Origin of the sequence: Lacrimispora algidixylanolytica (assembly GCF_003609635.1) — a bacterium.
In the GTDB taxonomy this organism is placed as follows: Bacteria; Bacillota; Clostridia; order Lachnospirales; family Lachnospiraceae; genus Lacrimispora; species Lacrimispora algidixylanolytica.
In genome coordinates, this window is the sequence record NZ_MCIA01000003.1 from 116600 (window position 1) to 137711 (window position 21112).

Sequence of the window (21112 nt, forward strand, 5' to 3'; positions counted from 1 at the left end):
ATGAAGAAAATAGAAGCATTTATCCGGCCAGAAAAGCTGGAGGATATTAAAGATATTATGGAAGAGCAGAAGTTAAACGGCTTAAGCATCAGCCAGGTTATGGGCTGTGGAAATCAGAAGGGCTGGACAGAATACGTCCGCGGTGCTGAAGTTGATTATAATTTCCTCACTAAAATTAAGTTAGAAATGGTAGTGGCTGACGATCAGGTGGAAACAGTCATCAGCAGAATTACTCAAAAAGCTTATACCGGAGAATATGGGGATGGGAAGATCTTTATATCGGATATTCAGGATGCGGTTCGCATTCGTACCGGAGAGCGCGGGGAAGACGCAATTAAGTAGTTTCTTCTATATATAATAGAGCAGTGGACTGGAGTTGTTACCAGACACTGCTTTTTTTGTAATATCGAAAATCATATTGGAACATACAAGTACCCTTCTAACCCATGAGTTCAGAAGTTAATGTTGTTTAAGCATGAAAAAACTCCCGCCAAACTCATTTTTTTTGTTTAGCGGGTATTATCCTATGGTTAATCCATATTAAAAAATGAATGTCTTATTTTACCGGTTCCTTTCTCATCTCTTTAATAATGGAGCTGTATCCACGTATAAAGAAGAATAATGTTACAGCGCTTCCAATGATATCCGATATAGGCCGCGAATACCAAAGTCCGTCCATACCCCAAATTAGTGGTAGTGCATATATCATAAAAGCAAATAAACCTATTTGATAAAAAACACTTAGAAATGAGGAGCTTTTCTCTTTACCAGTCAGCATCATGAAACTCAGGCTAGTTGGAACAACAGTAGCTAATGGTAACAAAAAAGTAAATTTACGTAAGCCATCTAAAGTCAATGGCACTAAAGATGGGTCATTAATAAAAAGGGAGACCCAAAACGCAGGGAAGACTTGAATAAGAATAAGTCCAATCAATAAGATTACGGTATTCCATAATAGTGCCAATTTGAATACGGCAAAAGCTCTTTTATAATTTTTCTTGGCATAGTTATATCCTGCAATAGGTTGTAAGCCCTGACCAATACCATGTATAGGCATTAAAAATATTAATAAAATTGAATTTATTGCAGTCATCACTCCTACGGAAGATTCTCCTCCATGCAATGCCAATGAGTAATTTCCCACAAGTTGTGTAATGCTTATTGAAAGCTGGTTAGTAAAAGGAACAATCCCGATTTTTAAAATTGATTTGAGTATTGGTAGAGCTGGGAGAAACATGGCTTTTGACAGTCTTAAATAGGAGTGTCTGCTTATAAAATACCCAAAGCCAATTGCGGTGACAATACTCTGAGATATGACGGTAGCAATTGCCGCACCGGTAGTTCCCATGTGTAAACCCAATATTAAAATTGTATCTAAAATGATATTGAGAATACATCCAACTAGTGTAATTACAGCAGATAACGTTGGTCGTCCATCTGCTCTTATAATGACAGGCAATGTAAAGCTGAACATATTAAAAATAGTTCCTAAAATTATAATTGATATATAGCTGTCAGCATAAGATGCGGATTGGCCGGTGATACCAAGCAACCCCAAAATTTGTTGCTTAAAAACAAAAAATAGAATTGTGATCGCCAAACTGACGATGGTAACATAAGTAAAGGCGTTTCCTGCTGTTTTTTCCGCTCTTTCCTTTTGCTTTTCTCCAAGTCGCATAGATATGTTTGCACTGGCGCCAATGGCGATCAAGGCTGATATTGCCAAAATAATTGTTGTTATTGGCATCGTATAGCCTATACCGCTTAAAGCTAATGTACCGCCCTCTTTAATATGACCGATAAAAATTCGATTAACCACCTGATATAAAGAATTTACAATTAAACCAAGCGCAGTAGGAATAGAATACTGCGCTAGTAATTTCCAAATTGGTTTTTGCTCCAGATCATCAATAATTTCTGTTTTATTTCTGTTCATTTCGTTTCTCCTTTTAGAGATATTATAGATATATATAGTCCTTTATTTCGATAAATAATAATAACACTTATATTTTTAATAAAGTGTTATTATTTCTGATTTCTTTTTATAGAACTTAATTCAAAAAGCTTTTTTTCTTGTAAATACTTTTCCATAATAATTTCTGCATCATTCATTACCTTTTGTATCGGGCATCCCTTTTCTTGTTGTATTCCACACTCAAAAAGCAGACCATTTCCCTCAATTGCTTGTATTATATCCATAAAGCTAATGGTTTCAATAGACTTTCGTAATGTATACCCCCCACTGGCTCCAGATACAGATTCAACCAACCCTGCCTTAACAAGTTGAGTCAAAATTTTAGATAAATAAGTAACAGATACTTGAAATTGCTTTGCTAGTACGTGTACACTAAACTTTTCGCCTTGATTCTGTTCAATCATGTATAATACGGTGTGTAAAGCATAATTTGTTGCTTTCGTATATTTCATTTTCATTCTCCTTAAAGATATTAAAGACTTTGTTTGTCTACGATAATATCAGCTTTCAAAAATTTTGTCAACATAAAAACAAATGCTCCTATGTTTAAAAATAACATTATTAAACTAAACATGGAGCACAGAAACGTAAATCCAGCTTACCAGGTATTTACTCATGTGGTCATACTGGATACCAGTAACATAAAGTAGCCATAATTATACACTCAGGAAAGCAGCTTGCCGACGGAAGCAGTGATGTAAATGCAAATGTTCTCTATGATTCAATTGTCGTTATATCAGATTTTATCAGTTATGATAGTGCAACCGGAATTATAACTTTGCTTCAGCCAGGTAGATATGAGTTTGATTGGTGGGTAGCGACCCAATCTTCTAGATCTGTAAATGGTGTAGGCTTCGCGCTGGTATCGTCTCAAGGAGATATCCTCGTAGGCAATTCATCGATTAAAACAGGTGAGGTAGTTGGAATAGGAATCATTGTGGTCACGGAGGCACCTGTTACTGTGGAACTTAGAAATAACAGCACAGAAAGCGTATATTATCCCACCATAGTCCCGGTCAAATCATCCCTTGTAGTGATCGGAGGAGAAGGTGCAGGCGAAACTGGCCCCACGGGAGCAACTGCTCCCATACACTTATGTAAGTAATTGATTCAATCTTCTAGATATTTCTTTTTCTATTCCCAAGCAAATGTTTTTTCAGTATAAATATTACATATTCAGATTATTTATTATGCCAGGTCCTATATTTTCAAGATAAAATATTACTATAAAATTATAATATATTCGATTAAAAAGACGACCTTGCCTGCATATGGTTTATAAAGAGCAAAAAGGCTGGTTTCATGAATAGGGGTAATCTCAAAGCGGTTTCTATTTTTAAGGAAAAGGGAAGTGACTTCAATGAGCGATTCACTAGTTCAATTTTAACTTTTTTGGGATCCAATGATTATATCATTAAGGATTCCAAAGCAATAAAAAGTCGTTCGGTAGGCAGCGAGCAAATAGAAGACGAAAGGGAGCGCAAGAATGATTGTTAATGATAACCATACCAGTTCAGAACTTAAACAATTCGTAAATGAATATAAAGTTGCTGTTTATCTGAGGCTATCAAAGGAAGATGAAACAATCGGTCAATCAACCAGCATAGAAAACCAAAGAAATATACTTATGGAATATGTACGTTTACAGGGGTGGGTCTGTCACAAGGTATATATAGATGACGGGTACTCTGGTCTTCGTTTTGACCGTCCTGGATTTAGACAGTTACTAAGTGATATTGAAAAAAAGAAAATAAATTTAGTGATAACAAAAGATTTGTCTCGGTTAGGGCGAGACTATATCGCAACCGGTTACTACCTGGAACGGTATTTTCCAGAAAAAAATATACGTTACATTGCCTTAAGCGACGGTATCGATACCAGTACGACGGACAGCTTTAATGATATGGGTCCTTTTAAATCTCTTTTAAATGATATGTACGCAAAGGATATTTCCAAGAAAATTCGTTTTGTATTTGATCAAAAGAGGAAAAGAGGCCAATTCATTGGTGCATTTGCTCCTTATGGGTATTTAAAAGATACCAATAACAAAAATAAGTTGATAATCGACCCATATGCCTCCTCCATTGTAGTACGCATATACAAACTAATCCTCAACGATAACAGCATGGGAGCCATAGCTAAGATTTTAAATGAAGAAAAAGTACCTTCTCCCATTGCTTACAAGGAGACCTTCTGCAACTATAAGAACAGAAGGACGGATCGGAGATTATGGAATCAGGGAATGATAAAAAACGTATGCACCAATCCCACATATCTAGGCCATATGGCACAAAGGAGATCAGAACGAGTCAACTATAAATCAAAGAAGATGAAAAATTACAAACAATCAGAATGGATTATCGTTGAGAATACCCATGAACCTATTATAGAGCAAGATCAATACAATCTGGTACAGGAGATGATTGTTAAAAAGGCCGTTCTTTACTCAAGAAAGGATGGAGCAAAGCATCTGCTTAATGGTTTGGTATACTGTAAGGAGTGTGGGGCAAAGCTCACTTATAAAAAGGTGAATGGGCAACATAAAATGAACTGTATCATGTATTTAAAGCACGGAAAAGATTATTGTTGTAGTCATTATATTGATGAAGAAACTTTAAATGATTTTGTTGTGAAGGAACTTATAAACATTGCTGATAAAGTGTTACCCCTGGATTATGAGGCCCAATTTGGGTCTTTGGTGAAAAAGGAAAAATTAGATATGTACGGTGGGGAAATCTTTCAGTTAGAGAAGCGATGTGGGGAGATACAGACCTATATAAAAAGGTTATACGAGGATAGAGTGAAAAATATTATTGCAAACGATACCTTTATCAGCCTGCTTAATGATTATAGCAAAGAAAAAGAAATGATAAACACACAATACCAGCATATAAAAAATTTGCAGCTAGAGCTGAAAGCTTCTCAAATTGGGAGTGAGGATTATAAAAAATGTCTTACGGATATTATTCAATTTAGAACACCGGATAAAGCGATACTGACACAACTAATTGAGAAGATTGAAATAGACAAAGAGAGGAATGTATTTATCAGTTATAATTTTAAAAGTCCATTTCAAAAGGAATAATTAATAGACATAAGTTGAACGGAGCAACCGGTCCGGCGGTTCAAATATTTCCTATATTATATCACAAACTTATGTAGATACGGCACCTACCACCACCACCTCCACTTATGAGGTGCGTGTCATTACTGAATATGTGTCCAATGTTACCTTTATAAGTTCAGAATATTATAATAATATAAGCCTCCTTATAATCTAGTTTAAAAAAACAGGTAGCCTTGAAGATAAAGACTGCCTGTTTTTTTAGGATTATATATCTGCACTCTCTTTGTACGTATTAGTATTCTAGAAAGTCAAGCTTTTAAATGAACTTTTTAGACAATCTTTTCTAGTGTCAAACAAAGTATATTGTTATTATTTATAATTTTAAACCTGTAAGAGGCTTTGCATACGCTAATTTTTGCCAGGGGATATTTACTGTGATAATACCAGATTTTAGCAAGATAAAGTAGTCACAAATATACACTCAGCAAATCGGCTTGACATATTATTATAAGTATAATAGCTGCAAAAGTACTAGATAAAAATAGATAATTAAGGAGCCCTTTTGCAGTTATTGTTCGACAAAATTTATTTTTAGTAAAGGAGAAGGATATCATGAGCAACACAGTATTACAGATAGAGCGGTTAGCCGCCGGAACCGTAGACGTGAATCAAAATGTTATTTTTGATTCCATTGTAGTTATATCTGATTCAGTCACCTATAACAGTGCTACCGGAACCATAACTTTGCTTCAGCCGGGTAGATATGAATTTGACTGGTGGGTAGATACCCAATCTTCTGCCTCCTCAAATGGTGTAGGTTTCACGCTTGTATCATCTCAGGGTGACCTTCTTGTAGGCAACTCTCCTATTAAGACAGGTGAGGTTGTAGGTGTGGGAATACTTGTGGTCAAAGAAGCACCTGTAACGGTAGAGCTTAGAAATAACAGTACTGCAACAGTATATTATCCCACCATAGTTCCGGTCAAAGCAACACTTGTTGTAATTGGGGACGAAGGCTCAGGTGGAACTGGCCCCACTGGAGCAACTGCTCCGTTAAACTTATGGTAAAAATCAAAAGAAATATTATAATAATCTTTCTAAATATCTCTAAAGTAAACAAATATTATGCATAAAATAAATTTAGACTATTCAATGGTATGCTGTTTGATGATGAGGTACGAATATATGGAGATTTATTAAAGGAATTTATCTAGGTAGACAACTATAATTTCAAAAACCCTTTCCCAGAAGAATAGAAGTATGTTACATAAGTTAAACGGAGCCACCGGTCCGACAGGGGCAACAGGCCCCACGGGTGAGAGTGGTCCTTCTGGTGCAACAGGTCCAACCGGAGATATTGGCTCCACGGGGGCAACTGGTCCAACGGGAGATATCGGTCCAACAGGAGCCACAGGTTCAACGGGAACGACCGGACCAACAGGAGCCTCCGGTCCAACGGGAGCAACTGGTCCAACGGGAGATACAGGTCCAACGGGAGCAACGGGTCCAACGGGGGCAACTGGTCCAACGGGAGCGACCGGCCCGACGGGGTTAACTGGCCCGACCGGAAGTGATGGTCCAACGGGAGCGACCGGACCGGAGGGGGATACTGGTCCAACCGGAGGTATTGGTCCGACTGGATTTACCGGCCCGACCGGGGACAGTGGAGCCATCGGAGCCACCGGTCCAACTGGGGCAACAGGTCCATTAGGGGAAACGGGAGTCACCGGGCCGACTGGATCAACTGGTGAGACAGGAGCCATTGGCCCAACAGGAGCGGCAGGTGAAACCGGCGCAACGGGAGCCACAGGTTCTACCGGAGCAGTGGGCCCGACGGGAGAAATAGGTCCAACCGGGGAAACTGGCCCAACAGGAGCCACGGGTCCAACGGGAGCCACCGGTCCAATGGGGATAACCGGTCCAACGGGAGCTACAGGAACCACTGGTCTATCGGGAACCACGGGTCCAACAGGGGATACAGGCCCGATGGGAGCCACGGGTCCAACGGGAGCGACAGGTCTATCGGGAATTACGGGTCCAACGGGAGATGCCGGCCCGACGGGAGCCACGGGTCCAACGGGAGCGGCAGGACCATCGGGAACTACAGGTCCAACGGGAGTTACCGGCCCGACGGGAGCTACGGGTCCAATGGGAGCCACGGGTCCAACGGGAGCCACGGGTCCAACCGGGGATACCGGTCCAACGGGAGCGACCGGTCCATCGGGAGTTACAGGACCAACTGGAATTACGGGTCCAACGGGAAATACCGGCCCAACGGGAACTACTGGCCCAACGGGAGTTACAGGCCCAACCGGAGCCGGTCCAACGGGAGCGACAGGTCCAACTGGAGCTACCGGCCCAACTGGGGCCACTGGCCCAACTGGAGCGACAGGTCCAACTGGAGCTACGGGCTCGACTGGCCCAACGGGAGATACAGGCCCGACGGGAGCTACCGGCCCAACCGGGGATACCGGTCCAACGGGAGTTATTGGTCCAACCGGATTGACTGGCCCAACTGGATTGACTGGCCCAACTGGATTAACCGGTCCAACGGGAGCGACGGGTCCAACCGGAGTTACCGGTCCAACCGGAGATACCGGCCCAACGGGAGCGATTGGTCCAACCGGAGCGACTGGTCCAACCGGATTGACTGGCCCAACTGGATTGACTGGTCCAACTGGATTGACTGGTCCAACGGGAGCGACTGGTCCAACGGGAGATGCCGGTCCGACAGGAGCCACCGGCCCGACAGGAGTAACCGGCCCAACGGGAGCGACCGGCCCAACGGGAGATACCGGTCCGACAGGAGTAACCGGTCCCACTGGTCTTGGCCCCACAGGAGCGACCGGCCCAACTGGGGATACTGGTCCGACGGGAGATACCGGTCCAACGGGAGCGACGGGTCCAACCGGCCCAACTGGTGACACAGGACCAGGCATAACTGTTTTTGGAAATGTATTTACACCGTTGGCAGAGGATTCTGAAACAGCAGTATTACTTTCAGGAGATGTTATTTTTAGTAATAACGGGATTATGCAGGGGATTACCCATACACCTGGTACTGCACCTATAACAATAGAGCAAACCGGCATATATAAAATCAATTATAGTATCTCAATAAGCAATAATATTGACGCTACGGTTACCTTAGCAGTCAATGGAGTAGATGTTAGTTCTGCCGCCGTTCCAACTGAAATAATGGTGGGAACATTCTCAAACTCATTTATACTGAGTCTTACAGCAGGGGATGTAATTACTTTGAGAGTCGAGTAGATAAGGCTGTTAAGAGGTAGGCTGGGAGAATAAAAAAATAGATGCCGGCAATCTGTCATTCATAGACAGATTGCCGGCATTTAATATTAACCAAGACACCTTGTTTTAAAGGAGATATTTATACTAATTTTATTACATTCAAAGATAATTGATTATAAAATGCAAACGCTGCTTTGTTAACATAAGCATCATCTCTCCCAATTAAAGTTGTTTGGTATGCTCCTGGCGTAACGGGGAAATCAGTCGAGCTAGTAATCCCTACTGTATATACTGCACCTTCCGGTCCGATTTTAATGCCGCGACCATCATCCCCTCTGCTACCCCCTAGATAGTATGAAACAAGAAGGTTACTTAGATCTGTTGATAAAATGCTGATAAATGCATCATTAGATCCTCTCAAAGCTGAGGGGATCACGTTTGGTGTTATTGGAAAGTCGGTTGCTGAAGTAAATCCTGTGATATATGCATGGCCCTGTAAATCGGTGTAGATATCTCTAACTGAACTCGCGGTGCTTCCCCCCAAATAGGTGGATGCAATCAGACTTTCTCCAGATGGAGATAACTTGGATACATATGGTTGAAGATTAGCAGGGCCTTTTGTTGTCTGGAAAGCGCCAGGTGTTACCGGAAAATCGAATGAATTGGTTTCTCCCGTGACAAAAGCATGACCCAAGGAATCCAAGGCAATGCCATAACCGTAATCAATACTGCTTCCACCCAAAAAGGTAGAGTAGACAAGAGAACTTCCGTCGATTGCCAGTTTTGTAATAAATGCTTCCTGCTCAATAAAAGTGGTTTGGAAAGCACCGGGTGTTACCGGGAAATTGGTAGATCGGGTAGTACCAGTCACATACGCATGCCCCTGAGTGTCCAATGCAATTCCAAGGCAACCATCAAAAAAATTACCGCCAAGGTAGGTGGAGTAAATTAGGCTTGCTCCGTCAGGAGAAACTTTAGTAATAAACCCACTGCCGGTAGTATTGGGTAAGGTCATTTGAAAGGCGCCGGGAGTAGAAGGCAAAATAGTGGAGGAGGTTTGCCCTGTCACATAAGCACTTCCTTGAGAATCCACTGCAATATCATAACTAATATCAGTATTGCTGTTTCCTAAAAAAGAGGAGTAGATAAGGCTCCCACCGTCTGCAGCTATTTTAGTAACAAACATATAGCCACGAGTGGTTTGAAAAGCGCCTGGTGTTATTGGAAAGTTTATAGAGCGGGTTTCTCCTGTGACATAGGCACAATACTCATCATCCAAGGAGATACCAAGGCCTCGATCTATGCCATTGCCTCCAAGATACGTAGAATAAACAAGAGATTCTCCGTTGCTGGAAAACTTTGTGACATACGCATCCTCATTACCAGAGAAAGTAGTCTGAAAAGCACCTGGTGTTACTGGGAAACCAGTTGAATTCACGTATCCAACCACATAGGCATGACCCTGGTCATCTACTGCAATTGATTGACCGTATTGGATATCTGCACCTCCAAGATAGGTGGAATACTGTAGGATAGGGTCTATAACAAGGGGGAAATCTGAAGAATAATTCCCAACTAATTCAAAGCCAATGTCGAAATTATTGTAAAGCTGATAGGCGCAGTTCACTGGTATGACAATACCATTTATCTGCTGATAAGCAATAGGAGCTAAGTCGGTGAGAGTTCCCAGAGCATGGTGTACCAGAAGATTTCCTGTCTCGTCTATTTCCAGACTTTCAGCCCCTTCCCAATGAAGCTGGATAGAAGTAATATGTTCTGGACTATCTAATAACCAGTTCATTTTCAAACCATCATCACTGGCGGAAATCTCTAGATCTACGCCCTGCCAGACTGCTTTATATTTTAGTTCCTTATAATGTGAAACTCCATTTTGCCATTTTAAAGAGTCATCTCCTTTGAAAAAATGGTGATATCCCTCCTGCTGAGAGACTCCTTCCAGGAAAAGATTGGTATTTGCATTTGTAAAAGAGAGCTCCAGAGCCACACCATTTCTAGGCTGATCTGGCTCTGGGACTTCTTCCTCTATAGGCTCCAGCTCCACGGAAGTAATCCGGTCTGAAGAAAAGAAAAAACGGCGTCCTTTATAATTTGTCGTAAAGTGTGCTCTCTGATCTTCCTGCCCATTGTTTTTTACAAAGGAGAGAGGAAGCTTACATTTATTTAAATGAATGGAATCTTTTAAATGATTTTGCATAATATACACCTCTTTCTAAACGGTATAAAGCATAATATGCAAAATGCTCTGTTAGTGAGACAGCCTTACAGAAAGCTTTTAAAAAATGTTATAAATATTACATTACTAAAATAATCCTTTTATACTCAGAGAAAACTGTTTATAGAATGCAAAAGCCGTTTTTGTAACAAAGGCATCGCCACTACCGATTAGAGTTGTTTGGTACGCTCCTGTTGTAGTAGGAAAATCAGCAGAGAAAGTAACTCCTGTAGTATAGATTGCTCCATCTGGCCCAATAGCAATGCCGTATCCGTATTCAGTATTGCTGCCTCCCAAATAGTAAGAAACAAGAAAGGTTAGTCAAGTCTGCTGAGAGAATGCTGATAAATGCATTAAAAGTTCCTGTTAATGAAGAAGGGGTGATAGCCCTCCTGTTGAGATACCCCTCCTGGAGTGATATCGGGATTTGCATTTATAAAGGAGAGCTCCAGAGCCACGCCATTTCTGGGCTGATCCGGGTCTAGAAAATCGCTTGGGAAATGGCCGGGGCCTGGGACTTTTTCCTATAAAGGCTCCAATTCTACGGAAGTAATCCGATCTGAAGAAAAGAAAAAACGACGGCCTTTATAATTAGTTGTAAAGTGGGCTCTCTGAGAAGCTTACGTTTATTTAAATGAATAGAATCATTTGATTGATCTTGCATAATAGGCACCTCTGTCTTAAACATGTTATAGAGCATAGTATGCAAAAAAACTTATTTATAAGACATGCCTGTAAAAAGGTCAAAAAGTCAATTCTCTATACGTCATATCATCATAAATATCCAGTTATATCAACCGATGCCTGACGGTAAAAGGCAAACCCAGTTTTGGTCACAAACGCATCACTGGTTCCATTTAAAGTTGTCTGGAATGCACCCGGCGTGGCGGGAAATCCGGTAGAAAGAGTCTGCCCTGTTACATATACTGCACCTTCCGGTCCTGTAGCAATGCTATAACCAATTCCAGTTCCCAGACAGTAAGAAACAAGTAGTTTTGTTAAATCTGCGGAAAAGATACTGATATATATATTTGCACCTCCCTCAAATATTGAAGGTATTACTTCCGGTGTTAAAGGAAAGTTGGGCGAGGTAGTGTTTCCGGTGGCGAAAATACGGCCTTGCGCGTCAATTGTTCCTCCCCGGTTAACATCAGAACTATTACCTCCTAAAAAAGTAGAGGCAATAAGACTATCTCCGCCAGGAGATAACTTGGAAATAAACGTATTTATAAACCCTCCTGGATAGATTGTCTGAAATGCTCCAGGTGTTACTGGAAAACCAGGCCCATTAACGTTCCCTGTAACAGAGGTATTACCATAAGAATCCACAGAAATACTTTGCCCGCTTGAAACGGCACTGCCAGACAAATAGGTGGAATAAATAAGGGCACTTCCATCAAGGGAGAGCTTTGTTATAAACGCGGAATCTACATTGGTCGTAGTTTGAAAAGCGCCTGGTGTTACAGGAAAGTCAGTGGAAGTGGTAACACCTGTGACATAGGCGTAATCCTGAGCATCCACCGCAATATCATTGATAATATCCTGACCGCTGCCTTCCAGGTAGGTGGAATAGACAAGGCTTCCTCCATCAGAAGAAAATTTTGTAATAAATCCGCTTTGTGGCCCCAATTTTGTAGTTTGAAATGCACCAGGAGTAACAGGAAAATTAATATCACTGGTATATCCAGCAACATAAGCACAGCCCTGAGAATCAACGGCGATTCCGTTTCCAGTTCCTGTAAACCCTAAAAAAGTAGAATAAATCAAACTCCCCCCATCTGGCGCAAGCTTAGTAACATATATACTTCCACTAGTAGTTTGAAATGCACCGGGAGTAATGGGGAAATCGGCTGAAGTTGTTCTACCTGTAATATAAGCACACCCTTCTGTATCCAAGGAAATGAAGTTGTCGGCTTCAATGCCACTGCCTCCCACATAAGTGGAATAAATAAGGGAGGTACCATTGCTTGCAAACTTGGTAACAAATGCATCTGTATCACCACCATAGGTGGTTTGAAACGCACCGGGTGTTACAGGAAAGTCAATAGAAGTAGTAATTCCCGTAACATAAGCACAGCCCTGAGTATCTACCGCAATGCCTCTTCCAAATTCTGTTAAACTTCCCCCCAGGTAGGTGGCGTACGATAGGATCGGATCAATGATAAGCGGAGTATTTTCCAAATAACTACCTGTGAGTTCAAAACCAAGTTCAAAACTTCCATATATCCGATAAACGCAGTCTACTGGCTTTCTTTCCCCCTCTATTTCCTGATAAGCAATGGGAGCTAAATCAGTCAATGTTCCCAAAGCATGGTGGACCAGTAAGTTTCCTGAGGTGTCTAGTTCCAGACTGTCGGCCCCTGCCCAGTGTAGTCGTATAGAAGAGGCTCTGTCTACTCTGTCTAATACCCAGTTCATCTTCATACCATCTTGACTACCCAATATCTCCAAATCCACGCCCTCCCAGACATCAGGATAGCGAAGTTCTTTATAATGAGGAACACCATTGTTCCATCTTGTAGAGTCATTTCCCTTATAAAAATGGTGGTATCCTGGCTGTGGCAACACTCCCTCAGGAGTAAAATTGGAATTTGCATTTACAAATGAAAGTTCTACAGCCACGCCGTTTCGGGGCGTTTCTGATTCGGTTGGAATCACTGTTAAGTCATTTGGTTCCTTTCGTGATTCCTCCAAAGGTTCCAGTTCCACCAAAGTGATCCGGTCAGAAGAGAAGAACAGTCGCCGGTCCTTGTGGTTTGTAGTAAAGAGAGCTCTGGAATCTTCCTGTCCGTTGTTTTTAATAAAAGTGAGGGGGAGTTTCGTCTCATAGTTAAAAGGATTAGTTACAATATTCTGCATAAATAACACCTCATAATTCATTATTTATAGAGTGCAATGAGAAAAATTTATATGCTTGCTAAAAAGTCGTTGTGGTAATTCTAACATTAATTCTCTAAAACAATCCTTCTATTTCTACCGACGCCTGACGGTAAAAGGCAAACCCTGTTTTGGTCACGAATGCATTACGGGACCCATTTAAAGTTGTCTGGTATGCACCCGGGGTGGCGGGAAATTCAGTAGACATGGTCTCTCCTGACACATATACTGCACCTTCCAGCCCTGTGGCAATGCTATAACCACTTCCACTTCCCAGGCAGTAAGAAACAAGAAGCTTAGTCAAATCTGCTGAGAAGATACTGATATATATATTTGCACTTCCATCTAATAAAGAAGGTATTATATCAGGCGTTAATGGAAAGTTGGGTGAGGTGGTGTATCCGGTGGCATAAATACGGCCTTGCATGTCAATAGCACCTCCATAATTAACATCTGCAACTGATCCGCCAAAATAAGTGGATGCAATAAGGCTGTCTCCGCCTGATGATAAAATAGAAACAAACGTATCTGCAAGCCCGCCTCCATAGGTTGTTTGGAACGCACCAGGTGTTACTGGAAATCCAGCTCCATTGACCCGCCCTGTAATATATGCATAACCCAAGGAATCTACGGAAATGCTGTGTCCGGCCGAGGTAGTGGCAGTACCAGACAAAAATGTGGAATAAATAAGGGCACTTCCATCAAGGGCGAGCTTTGTTATAATTGCGGAACTCCCTGTGGAGGTAGTTTGAAAAGCGCCAGGAGTTACCGGAAAGTCAGGGGAATTGGTAACACCAGTCACATAGGCGTAACCCTGAACATCCACTGCAATGTCGTTAATTACATCCTGACCACTGCTTTCCAGGTAGGTGGAATAGATAAGACTTCCTCCGTCAGGTGAGAATTTTGTAATAAATCCACTTTCAAACCCTATTTTTGTAGTTTGAAATGCACCTGGAGTCACAGGAAAATTAAGGTCGCTAGTATTTCCAGTCACATAAGCATGACCCTGAGGATCGACTGCAATGCCATAAGCAGTTCCATTTCCGGTACCCCCTAAAAAGGTTGAATAAATCAAACTCCCCCCATCTGGCGCAAGTTTAGTAACAAATATATTTCCTAGAGTAGTTTGAAACGCACCGGGAGTAATGGGAAAATCGGCTGAAAGAGTCCGACCTGTCACATACGCGCATTCCTGTGAATCTAAAGAAATGGAGTTGTCGGATTCAATGTTGCTGCCTCCCAGATAGGTGGAATAAATAAGGGAACCGCCATTGCTGGCAAACTTGGTTACAAATACATCTCTGCTACCTGCTAAGGTGGTTTGGAAAGCGCCGGGAGTTACAGGAAAATCAACGGAAGAAGTAGTTCCCGTAACATAAGCGCAGCCCCTAGTATCTACGGCAATCCCTCTTCCATCGTCTGATAAGCTGCCGCCTAAATAGGTGGCATATCTTAAGATGGGATCAATGATAACGGGAATATTTTCCATATAATAGCCTGTGAGTTCAAATCCAAGTTCAAAGCTACCATATAGCCGATAAACACAACTGACCGGTATTCTTTCCCCCTCTATTTCCTGATAGGCAATGGGAGCTAAATCAGTCAATGTTCCCAAAGCATGATGGACCAGTAAATTCCCCGTGGCATCCAGCTCCAGACTGTCTGCTCCTGCCCAGTGAAGACGAATGGAAGAAACTCTATTTGACCCGTCTAATATCCAGTTCATCTTCATGCCATCTTGACTGCCCGATAGCTCCAGATCCACGCCCTCCCAGACAGCAGAATATAAAAGCTCTTTATAATGAGGAACTCCATTTTTCCATTTTAAAGAGTCATTTCCCCGATAAAAATGGTGGTATCCTGGCTGCGGTAATATTCCCTCTGGAATAAGATTGGGATTTGCATTTACAAATGAAAGTTCAACGGCTACACCATTTCGGGGATCATCTGGCTCCGGTACTGGTTCCTCTATAGGTTCCAGTTCCACAGAAGTGATCCGGTCCGAAGAAAAGAAAAAGCGCCGTCCTTTATAGCTTGTAGTAAAGTGAGCTCTGGAATCTTCCTGACCGCTGTTTTTCACAAAAGAGAGAGGGAGTTTCGTCTGATATTTACTCATTGGGTGTGTCACAATATTTTGCATAATATACCCCCTGTTTTTTTCATTGCTATACAAAGCATAGTATGCAAAAGTCATAATTTATGAGACAGACATACCAAATGCCACCTAATAGCATTCAAACAAGTCCCTTCAAATCCCTTGTTTCTTGATAATATTTCGGGCAGAGTATATAATGTTAGGGAAATCTTAATAATATCTCAGTAAAAAAATGATAATTAACGTTTGGAAAACTGATAAAATAAGCTGTCCTCCATAACCATGGAAAGGAGTATCGCAGATATGCAGGAAAAAATACTGATTGTAGATGACGAACAGGAAATTGCGGACTTAGTGGAATTATATTTAAACAATGAAGGATACACGGTTTATAAATTTTATTCAGCAAGAGATACCCTTGCCTGCATTGAGACCACGGAACTTGACCTTGCTATATTGGATATCATGCTGCCGGATATGAGTGGGTTTAAACTATGTCAGAAGATTAGGGAGCAGCACACCTACCCAATTATCATGCTGACGGCAAAAGATGAAGAGATTGATAAAATAACAGGTTTGACATTAGGCGCAGATGATTATATTACAAAGCCTTTTCGCCCCCTTGAGATAGTAGCAAGAGTAAAAGCGCAGTTACGAAGATATAAAAAATATAATCCATCGCATTCCACGGAAACGGAGGAGTCTGTGATTGCCCATTCCGGTTTGTTGATGGACATTAAGACCCACGAGTGCACTTTGGATGAAAGACCCCTTGCCCTGACTCCCACGGAATTTTCGATTCTCCGCATTCTTTTAGAAAATAAAGGAAATGTGGTGAGCGCAGAGGAATTATTTCATAAGATTTGGCAGGACGAGTATTACAGTAAAAGTAACAACACCATTACGGTCCATATTCGTCACCTGAGAGAGAAGATGAACGATACGGTAGAAAAACCAAACTACATTAAAACCATATGGGGAATAGGATATAAAATTGAAGAGTAAGTATAAAGCTAACTATTTTCAGCCTAAATTGTTTTTTGGTTTTTAGGAATAATGGTATTTGCTTTTCTAATTTTCCGTTTGGTATTAGGTTTTTCTTAGGATTTAAACAATAAAATATTAAAATCAGGAAAGCTCCTGTTTGGTAAGATAATTACGAAACAGGAGCTTTTAATATGTGTTTAGATCCAAATGAGAAAGGAAAATCACCATGAAACAGGAAGCAAATAGCCAAGGAAACCTCATGGAACTTGATTTTAGTAAATAAGTGGAATTCCATTCCAGATGATTATGAAGTGGAGCTAATGGAATTAACAAATGGACAATTAGTAGATAAGCGGATTTATCCTGAATTGCAGGAAATGTTTGATGCGGCCAGAAGTGAAAATATCTATCCCATTGCAGGGTCTGGATATAGAACTGAAAAGAAGCAAAAGAGTTTAATGAAGGAAAAAGTCGCTGAATACAAAGCAAAGGGACACTCCCAGGAAGAGGCAAGGACCAGGGCCGATGCGTGGGTAGCCGTTATTCTTCGCTACCCTGCCGACAAGACGGATATAACAGGGGTAATCAATGAACCCTGGCATTATCGTTATGTCGGAAAGGAAGCGGCAGCTCAAATATACAAAAGAGGTATCTGCCTGGAAGAATATCTAAATAAAGTAAACCAATAGAACGATTGTTATTGTTCCTGCTTGATGCCATAGACCGACCAGAACCAATAAATCATTAAAAGAATGAGATAACCGACAAATAAAACTACCGGAATCATACGAAAAATCAGGGCAAAGGGCAATTCAAAGTAAAATGCCTTCCAAAACACTTCTCCACTTCTTTCCCAAAGTCCAGGTGTTAAAAATGCCCGCTCAGGCTGGATCATCATTCTCAGATCAATGATTTTTAAACTGTGGGCTACGAGGAGATAGCATAGGAGTGTTAAAAATCCCTGAAAGCTGTTAACCGCTTTTTTCTTGTAACGCATGGCAGAGGAATCCCTATCTGAGAAGATGGAAACTACTTTCTCTTGCCCCTGAAAAGCCGTAAAGTAATGTTCCCCGGACCGTATGCTTCCAGTCATGTGTTTCCAACCAGAGTCATGAAAAAGACCAAGATACTCCTCATAATCCGCTTTGTTTTTAAAGATTCGGTAATCAATTGCATATATTAGAGGCTGTTTGGAGCCCTTTTTAAAGGTATAAAACAATCCCTTTTTCACTAGCTCCAAACCAGTTTTAGAAAGCTGGTTTAACCATTGCTCTTCTTGTAAGTAGCTTTTAAATAATTTGAATTTAATCACGTTCATTGTTTTTCTCCTCCTTTTTCAAAAGACTGTTTGGTGACAGCAATCATATGTTCCATACGGCGCATATCCATGAGTAATATCTCTCTGCCTTTTTCCGTGATTTCATAAACTTTTCTTCGTTTGTCATCGCTAGGAATTGGTTGAATGTACTTGGATTTTAATAAGTTTTCAATGGCACCATATAGGGTACCGGCCGCTAGACGGACTTGCCCGCCGCTTTCCTCCTCCACCTTCTGCATGATCATATATCCGTGTAGTGGTTCGAGTAAGGATAACAGAATATAGTAGACCGTCTCTGTAAGCGGTAAATTTTTGTCTCGATTCATAATGGACCTCCAATAGCGATTTAATAGGAATAGACTTTAGATTCAAATACAGTTTGAATGTATAGTTGTACTGTATACAGCTATTATATATAGTTGAACTGTATATGTCAAGCAGGATTTCATGGGAGTATAATTTTTCCATTAAGTGATAAAGAGATCGCTTCGTAAAACCATAGTGAAATAAAAGCAGTACCTGTAAATGTAGTATTTCATAAAATCCTCTCGAAGTACTTTATAAATGAAAAATAAATTCTCATGATTGGTTGACAAATGAGGGAATAAGGCATATATTCATTTTGAGTAAACTATTAGTATACTTAAAATGAATGCAGTAAAATAAGGTGGTATTATGGGACGAAAAGAACACAGCATGGAGGAAAAAGAACTGAGAAGAGGTTATATCATTGACGCCGCGGAACGGGTCTTCTTTTCCATCGGATATGAGAATGCTTCTATGGATAAAGTTGCACGAGAAGCTGGATTTACGAAGAAAACCATTTATATGTATTTTAACAGCAAGGTACAAATCTATTTTGAAATTATGATACGAGGGTATCGTCTGCTAATTACAATGCTGGAAGCCAATTTTAAAGAAAAAAAGCAGGGGAATGCCATGGATGAGTTGCGTACTATTTTCTTATCCTTTTATCAGTTCAGCCAGGAGTGTGCCCCGTACTTTAAAGCCATTATGGAATATGAAACCAAGGATTGTGACCAATATACCGGTGTAGAAGATGCCGCAATTGATGAGTGTTATCAATTGGGGGAAAGGATTTTTGGTTATCTCTCCAAATCATTGGATCGGGGCAAGGAGGAGGGAAGTGTCCGAGGGGAGCTTGACAGTGAAAAGACAGCTTTGATTTTATGGGCATTCACCGTGGGAGTATTTAATACAAGAGAGAGAAAAAAAGATTATCTAAAAGCGTATCATAACATCTCTTCCGAGGAATTTATGACGGATTCCTTCTATATGATGATGCATTTGATTGCCGTGAAAGGAGAAGTGGAACATGAAAGGAAATAAATCCTCTGATATCATGGCAAAAGGGTTGCTTTTCCTTACTGTGGCAATCATATTTCTATTCATCACACTTTTTACCATCAGTGGAGGTTTTATGAAGAAGAAATATTTAAATCCGTGGTCAAAAGAGTATTTTGAAAATTACAGTGATCCCAGAATCCGTCTGGCTGCCAGAGGGATATTAGCGGCAAGCGGACATAACATGCAGCCGTGGACTCTAAGGTTTGACTCAACAGATTCCATGTCATTTTATCTCTATGCCAACCGTGAGCGCATAACAAAAGAAGTGGATCCTGAGTATCGCCAGATGATGATATCACAGGGAACCTTTTTAGAATACGTACTAGTGGCAGGTGAAAAAGAGGGGTGGAATGTGAAGATTAAGCTGTTCCCCAATGGAGAATATGACGAAGGAAATTTACTCCAAAGTATGGATACCTTGCCGGTAGCAAAAATAACCTTAAAAAGCGCTCAGCATGAGGATACCCCACTTTATAACGCCATGTACATGCCAGATACGAACCGAATGCCTTACTGGGACCATGAGCTATCTCCGTATGAGATTTCCAGCCTGGAATCAGTTTCTGAAACTTCTGATATTTCAATTAAGGTATACAAGGAGTTATCCGATCGTTCTTACATTACATCTTACGTCATGAAAAGTGCCACGACAGAAGCAGGAGTTCCCCGTGTGATGGAAGAGACAAATACCATATTCCGCCCCAATGAGCACCAGAAAAATCAGTATCGTTACGGTTTTTCCGTGGAAGGGCAGGGGACGAGTGGCCTTATGAAGCCAGTCTTGCAGGGAATGCTTACGATTTTTCCATCTCTCAATTCAGGAAAGTCAGCCAGCCAGAACTTTATCAAATCGACTCTGACATCCGTTGACAACAATCCAGCCTATGTTATGATCGTAACCCAAAAAAACGACCGGGCAACGCAGGTCAGGAGCGGAATGATTTACAGCCAGCTTGTGCTCACAGGACATACCATGGGGCTTGCCATGCAGCCGCTCAGTCAAGTACTAGAAGAATATCCGGAAATGAACCGCATATATACCGAATTCAAGCAAAAATACGCACCAGAAGGAGGCACCATTCAGATGTTGTTTCGAACTGGATTTCCCAAGGATCGGATGCCCTTTAGCATGAGGCAGGATATCATGGACTTTTTTGTAACAAAATAATGGATTTTTGAATTGGTGAAAAAACTTAGTTACATAATATAAGGAAAAAGCATATGGTAAAAAGGGTATGAGACATCAATTTGTTGCTGTCTTTTCCCTTTCTCATCATATGCTTTTTATGTTTCTAGTAAGGTGTTTTCATAGTTTTTGTGCCACAACATGATTGTATTTCTCAAAAACAACCATTTGAACGTAAAATAAAAGAATGTAAAATAAAAGTCCAGAAACAAAGAAAAACACTTTCATTGATACAATGGAAGAAACTATGTATAATATATATTATTCCTATTACTAATAGAAAATTTATACAAAGAACCTGGGAGGCGTTATGAGCATCAAAGTGGTAGCAATCGATAATTCGGAGGAATTGTTAGATAAAATAACCAAAATCTTGAAAGAGATGAAAGAGGTCGAACTATTAGGCAGTTTCAGCGATGCTGTCACAGCCATGCAGTATATAAAGGAACATCCAGTACACCTGGTGTTTTCTGACGTAGTCATGCCAGAGATTAGCGGCATTACCCTTGCAGCCAAGCTTTATGAGCTGGCGAATCCACCGGAGGTGGTTTTGCTTTCTGGAATCCCCGGTTTTTCTTTGGAGGCGTGGAAGATCAGGGCTTACGGGTTTATCATTAAGCCCTATAAAAAGACTCAGATTAAAAAGATTGTGGATCAGTATATCGGGGAATATGGCACTGGAGAATAATCGTATTTCCTCGGTTTGTCCATGTTGGGGTGGGTTTTTCTTTTAATGGACGAACCCATTTTC

General features: G+C 41.0%; 17 protein-coding genes. 10 read left to right on the forward strand and 7 right to left on the reverse strand.

Annotation, left to right across the window (positions count from 1 at the left end):
* The gene (locus tag BET01_RS03935) at positions 1–342 is read left to right on the forward strand and encodes a P-II family nitrogen regulator (protein WP_120195464.1); all 342 of its coding nucleotides are present in this window, start codon (positions 1–3) and stop codon (positions 340–342) included.
* Between the two features lie 214 nt (positions 343–556).
* Here BET01_RS03935 and BET01_RS03940 read toward each other — a convergent pair whose 3' ends face one another.
* A complete protein-coding gene (locus BET01_RS03940) occupies positions 557–1936 on the reverse strand; it encodes an MATE family efflux transporter (protein WP_120195465.1) in 1380 nt (459 codons plus the stop codon).
* Positions 1937–2025: 89 nt separating this feature from the next.
* A complete protein-coding gene (locus BET01_RS03945) occupies positions 2026–2427 on the reverse strand; it encodes an RrF2 family transcriptional regulator (protein ID WP_120195466.1) in 402 nt (133 codons plus the stop codon).
* Positions 2428–2753: 326 nt separating this feature from the next.
* Between BET01_RS03945 and BET01_RS03950 the strand changes: the two genes are divergently transcribed.
* From BET01_RS03950 to BET01_RS21425, 4 genes are all read left to right on the forward strand, one after another.
* The gene (locus BET01_RS03950; protein WP_120195467.1) at positions 2754–3080 is read left to right on the forward strand and encodes a hypothetical protein; all 327 of its coding nucleotides are present in this window, start codon (positions 2754–2756) and stop codon (positions 3078–3080) included.
* Positions 3081–3461: 381 nt separating this feature from the next.
* Positions 3462–5060 (forward strand): recombinase family protein, encoded by a 1599-nt coding sequence (locus tag BET01_RS03960; protein WP_120195469.1) that lies wholly within the window; start codon positions 3462–3464, stop codon positions 5058–5060.
* A 594-nt stretch (positions 5061–5654) separates the two neighbouring features.
* On the forward strand, positions 5655–6110 hold the full coding sequence (locus BET01_RS03965) for a hypothetical protein (RefSeq protein WP_120195470.1): 456 nt from the start codon (positions 5655–5657) through the stop codon (positions 6108–6110).
* Positions 6111–6302: 192 nt separating this feature from the next.
* The gene (locus BET01_RS21425) at positions 6303–8315 is read left to right on the forward strand and encodes a BclA C-terminal domain-containing protein (RefSeq protein WP_147422791.1); all 2013 of its coding nucleotides are present in this window, start codon (positions 6303–6305) and stop codon (positions 8313–8315) included.
* A gap of 118 nt (positions 8316–8433) precedes the next feature.
* Here the strand turns inward: BET01_RS21425 and BET01_RS03980 are convergent, their stop codons facing one another.
* The 3 genes from BET01_RS03980 to BET01_RS03995 all read right to left on the reverse strand — a co-directional run bounded on the left by BET01_RS03980 (position 8434) and on the right by BET01_RS03995 (position 15547).
* Positions 8434–10509 carry a DUF7948 domain-containing protein gene (locus tag BET01_RS03980; RefSeq protein ID WP_120195471.1) on the reverse strand — a complete coding sequence of 692 codons (2076 nt, stop codon included), beginning with the start codon at positions 10507–10509 and terminating at the stop codon, positions 8434–8436.
* Positions 10510–11301: 792 nt separating this feature from the next.
* Positions 11302–13386: a DUF7948 domain-containing protein gene (locus BET01_RS03990; protein ID WP_158584979.1), complete on the reverse strand. Its 2085-nt coding sequence runs from the start codon at positions 13384–13386 to the stop codon at positions 11302–11304.
* 94 nt (positions 13387–13480) lie between these two features.
* Entirely contained in the window at positions 13481–15547 is a 2067-nt protein-coding gene (locus tag BET01_RS03995) for a DUF7948 domain-containing protein (RefSeq protein ID WP_158584980.1), read from the reverse strand.
* 258 nt (positions 15548–15805) lie between these two features.
* On the opposite strand from BET01_RS03995, the gene vanR reads away from it, so the two are divergent.
* On the forward strand, positions 15806–16507 hold the full coding sequence (vanR, locus tag BET01_RS04000) for a VanR-ABDEGLN family response regulator transcription factor (RefSeq protein ID WP_120195475.1): 702 nt from the start codon (positions 15806–15808) through the stop codon (positions 16505–16507).
* 248 nt (positions 16508–16755) lie between these two features.
* Positions 16756–17178, forward strand: a complete 423-nt coding sequence (locus BET01_RS04005) for a M15 family metallopeptidase (RefSeq protein WP_408610145.1) — start codon at positions 16756–16758, stop codon at positions 17176–17178.
* A gap of 8 nt (positions 17179–17186) precedes the next feature.
* On the opposite strand, the gene BET01_RS04010 is transcribed toward BET01_RS04005, so the two are convergent.
* A complete protein-coding gene (locus BET01_RS04010) occupies positions 17187–17807 on the reverse strand; it encodes a DUF2812 domain-containing protein (RefSeq protein ID WP_120195476.1) in 621 nt (206 codons plus the stop codon).
* Complete coding sequence (locus BET01_RS04015) at positions 17804–18133, reverse strand: PadR family transcriptional regulator (protein WP_120195477.1); 330 nt, start codon at positions 18131–18133, stop codon at positions 17804–17806. Before BET01_RS04015 ends, BET01_RS04010 begins: the two co-directional genes overlap by 4 nt.
* 349 nt (positions 18134–18482) lie before the next feature.
* On the opposite strand from BET01_RS04015, the gene BET01_RS04020 reads away from it, so the two are divergent.
* From BET01_RS04020 to BET01_RS04030, 3 genes are all read left to right on the forward strand, one after another.
* Complete coding sequence (locus BET01_RS04020; protein ID WP_120195478.1) at positions 18483–19157, forward strand: TetR/AcrR family transcriptional regulator; 675 nt, start codon at positions 18483–18485, stop codon at positions 19155–19157.
* Positions 19144–20343, forward strand: coding sequence for an Acg family FMN-binding oxidoreductase (locus BET01_RS04025; protein ID WP_120195479.1), 1200 nt, complete (start codon positions 19144–19146; stop codon positions 20341–20343). Before BET01_RS04020 ends, BET01_RS04025 begins: the two co-directional genes overlap by 14 nt.
* Positions 20344–20671: 328 nt before the next feature.
* Positions 20672–21049: a LytR/AlgR family response regulator transcription factor gene (locus BET01_RS04030; protein WP_120195480.1), complete on the forward strand. Its 378-nt coding sequence runs from the start codon at positions 20672–20674 to the stop codon at positions 21047–21049.
* Positions 21050–21112 lie beyond the last annotated feature (63 nt).